We start from the raw sequence: 565 nt of genomic DNA, 5'->3' as shown, positions 1-565 counted from the left end.
TCAGGCGGGCAGTTTGACTGGGGCGGTCGCCTCCCAAAAGGTAACGGAGGCGCCCAAAGGTTCCCTCAGAATGGTTGGAAATCATTCGCAGAGTGTAAAGGCAGAAGGGAGCTTGACTGCGAGACCTACAAGTCGAGCAGGGACGAAAGTCGGGCTTAGTGATCCGGTGGTTCCGCATGGAAGGGCCATCGCTCAACGGATAAAAGCTACCCCGGGGATAACAGGCTTATCTCCCCCAAGAGTTCACATCGACGGGGAGGTTTGGCACCTCGATGTCGGCTCATCGCATCCTGGGGCTGTAGTCGGTCCCAAGGGTTGGGCTGTTCGCCCATTAAAGCGGTACGCGAGCTGGGTTCAGAACGTCGTGAGACAGTTCGGTCCCTATCCGTCGTGGGCGTTGGAAGTTTGAGAGGAGCTGTCCTTAGTACGAGAGGACCGGGATGGACACACCGCTGGTGTACCAGTTGTTCCGCCAGGAGCATAGCTGGGTAGCTACGTGTGGCAAGGATAAGTGCTGAAAGCATCTAAGCATGAAGCCCCCCTCAAGATGAGACTTCCCATCACT

The 565-nt window shown here is 56.6% G+C and carries 1 rRNA gene; it reads left to right on the top strand.

The features are described 5' to 3' along the window. A 23S ribosomal RNA gene (locus tag ACFO3D_RS18900) occupies positions 1-565 on the top strand; the annotation flags it as partial.

It is taken from the genome of Virgibacillus kekensis (assembly GCF_042654125.1).
In the GTDB taxonomy this organism is placed as follows: Bacteria; Bacillota; Bacilli; order Bacillales; family Amphibacillaceae; genus Lentibacillus; species Lentibacillus kekensis.
This window is presented reverse-complemented; position numbering and strand designations above follow the sequence as displayed.